This window comes from Micrococcus sp. KRD070 (assembly GCF_017168435.1).
GTDB classification, from domain to species: Bacteria; Actinomycetota; Actinomycetes; order Actinomycetales; family Micrococcaceae; genus Micrococcus; species Micrococcus luteus.
Genome location: NZ_JABFNH010000024.1, coordinates 42,747 through 45,579, shown reverse-complemented (window position 1 = coordinate 45,579; position 2,833 = coordinate 42,747). Strand labels below are relative to the sequence as shown.

The following is a 2,833-nucleotide window of genomic DNA, read 5'->3' as shown; positions in this document are numbered from 1 at the left end:
CCACGACCCCGACCCCGCCCGCCACCGCGCACGAGGGGGTCGCGTTCGAGACCGCCGACCTCATGGTCCGCACGCTCGGACCGCAGGACGCCCTGCTGCGGATCCTCGGCGGCGTGTTCCCCACCGTGGACGTCACGGTCCGCGACCAGCGGCTGGACCTGGCCGGGCCGGTGGCCGACGTGGCGTCGGTGCGGCGCGTCGTCGAGGACCTGCGCTCGATCGCCCGCCGCGACCAGGCCGTCACCCCCGAGGTGATGGGCCAGGTCGTCCACCACGTCCGCGATGCCGCCACCGGGCGCGGCGCGGGTCAGCTGCACCTGGACTCGATCCTCTCGGGCCGGGGCCGCCGCATCCGCGCGAAGACCCTGCACCAGCAGGACTACGTGGAGGCGATCGACCGCTCCACCGTCGTCTTCGGCATCGGCCCGGCCGGCACCGGCAAGACCTACCTGGCCATGGCCAAGGCCGTGCAGGCGCTGCAGGCCAAGGAGGTCAACCGCATCATCCTCACCCGCCCGGCCGTCGAGGCCGGCGAGCGGCTCGGCTTCCTGCCCGGCGGGCTCTCCGAGAAGATCGACCCGTACCTGCGCCCTCTGTACGACGCGCTGCACGACATGATCGAGCCCGAGTCGATCCCGCGGCTGATGGAGGCCGGGACCATCGAGGTCGCCCCGCTGGCGTACATGCGCGGCCGCACCCTGAACGACGCGTTCGTGATCCTCGACGAGGCCCAGAACACCACCGGCGAGCAGATGAAGATGTTCCTGACCCGCCTCGGCTTCGGTGCGCGCATGGTCGTCACGGGAGACACCTCGCAGGTGGACCTGCCGCGCGGCACCCAGTCCGGCCTGGCCCAGGCCGTCGAGGTGCTCGAGGGGATCGAGGGACTGGAGATGGTCCGCTTCGACTCCTCGGACGTGGTCCGGCACTCGCTGGTGAGCGCCATCGTGGACGCCTACGACGCCGCCCGCGGCCCCGCGGAGCGGTCCCAGAAGCGAGGAGGGGCCCGCCGTGGCCGTTGAGATCCTGAACGAGTCGGGGATCGAGGTCCCCGAGGACGCGCTGCTGCGCATGGCCCGGCACGTGTACGCGCGCCTGCACGTCCACGAGCGCGCCGAGACGGCCGTGACCGTCGTGGACGCCGCACGCATGGCCGAGCTGCACGAGGAGTGGATGGACCTGCCCGGGCCCACCGACGTGATGAGCCTGCCCATGGACGAGCTGACCCCCGGCTCGCCCGAGGCGCCGGCCGAGGGCGTGCTCGGCGACGTCGTGCTCTGCCCCGAGGTCGCCGCCGAGCAGGCGGCGCGCGGCGGGCACTCCCGTGACGACGAGCTGCTCCTGCTGCTCACCCACGGCATGCTCCACCTGCTCGGGTACGACCATCTCGAGGACGCCGAGCGCGAGGAGATGTTCACGCTCCAGGATCGGCTCGTCTCCGAGGTCCTGGGGCGGCCCGCCCCGGCCCCCACCGTCGAGGATTGACGGCACCGCCCATGCTGACGCCCGCCGTCCTCTTCGCCCTGTTCCTGGTCTTCCTCGGCCTGACCTGGACGCTGTCCCTGGCCGAGTCCGCGTTCTCCTACCTCTCCCGGCGGGACGCGGAGGACATCGTCCGCGAGCAGCCCGGCTCCAAGGTCCTGGAGATCGCCCGCGAGCGGGAGAGCCACCTCGGGGCCCTGCGGGTCTGGCGCTTCGTCGCCGAGGCCCTGTCGGCCGTCTGCCTGACCGCGGCCGCCGACGCGGTGGTGGACGACACGTGGCTCGCCGTGGCGATCGCCGCGGTCGTGCTCGTGGGCGTGGCCGCCCTGCTGGGCGTCTGGAGCCCGCGGCCGATCGGCTCCCGCAACGAGGCCGCCGTCGCCCGCCGCCTCGGCGGGCTCGTGTGGGTGCTCCGCCGGGCCCTGGGCCCGCTCGCCGCCCGCCTGGACCGGGACCGGCGCCGTCGCGAGGTCGAGCCGGAGGACGAGGACGACTTCCAGGAGCGCCACCTGCGCGAGTTCGTCGCCCGCGCCCACGACGCGGACGTGCTCGCCGACTCCGAGGCGGAGCTGATCCAGTCGGTGTTCTCCATGAACGACACCATCGTCCGCTCCGTCATGGTGCCGCGCACCGACGTCGTCACGATCGACGCCGACCACACGCTCGGCCAGGCCATGGCCCTGTTCCTGCGCTCCGGTAACTCCCGCATCCCGGTGATCGGCGAGGACGCCGACGACATCCGGGGCATGCTGCACCTCAAGGACGTCACCCGCGCCCTGCACCACGACGGCGCTGCGACCGACACCCCCGTCACCGAGGTCATGCGCGACGTCCGCTTCGTCCCCGAGTCGAAGTCCGTGGCCACCCTCCTGCAGGAGCTGCAGCGCGAGTCCACCCACGTGGCCGTGGTGGTGGACGAGTACGGCGGCACGGCGGGGCTCGTGACGCTCGAGGACCTCATCGAGGAGATCGTCGGCGAGATCTACGACGAGGACGACCACCCGGACCGCCCCGAGGTGGAGTTCGTCGCGCCCGGCGTCTACTCCGTCGACGCGCGCATGGGCATCCACGACTTCCGGGAGGAGTTCGAGCTGCCGGAGGAGGACGAGGACGACGACGTCGACACGGTCGGCGGCCTCCTGGCCAAGGAGCTCGGCCGCGTCCCGATCCAGGGCTCGCGCGTCGTGGTCCAGGGGATCGAGCTCGTCGCGGACACCCTCGAGCCCCGCCGCAACCGGGTCGCGCGCCTGCGCGTCTCCGAGACCCCCGACCGCCCGGTGCGGCTGCGCCGGCGCGAGGAGCAGGCCCACGGCGCCACGCCCGCCGACCCCGTGGCCTGAGCCGGCCGCCC

Annotated in this window: 3 protein-coding genes; all 3 read left to right on the top strand. The window is 73.3% G+C overall.

All coding sequences use genetic code 11. The features are described from left to right. Nucleotides 1–1,022: PhoH family protein (locus J1M38_RS09910; RefSeq protein WP_206481774.1), on the top strand; the 1,022-nt coding region annotated here is incomplete at its 5' end. Beyond that, the gene (gene ybeY / locus J1M38_RS09905; RefSeq protein WP_041103738.1) at nt 1,012–1,485 is read left to right on the top strand and encodes an rRNA maturation RNase YbeY; all 474 of its coding nucleotides are present in this window, start codon (nt 1,012–1,014) and stop codon (nt 1,483–1,485) included. The genes J1M38_RS09910 and ybeY, both read left to right, overlap by 11 nt. A gap of 11 nt (nt 1,486–1,496) precedes the next feature. Beyond that, on the top strand, nt 1,497–2,822 hold the full coding sequence (locus J1M38_RS09900) for a hemolysin family protein (protein ID WP_119217271.1): 1,326 nt from the start codon (nt 1,497–1,499) through the stop codon (nt 2,820–2,822). The last annotated feature ends 11 nt before the right edge of the window (nt 2,823–2,833 follow it).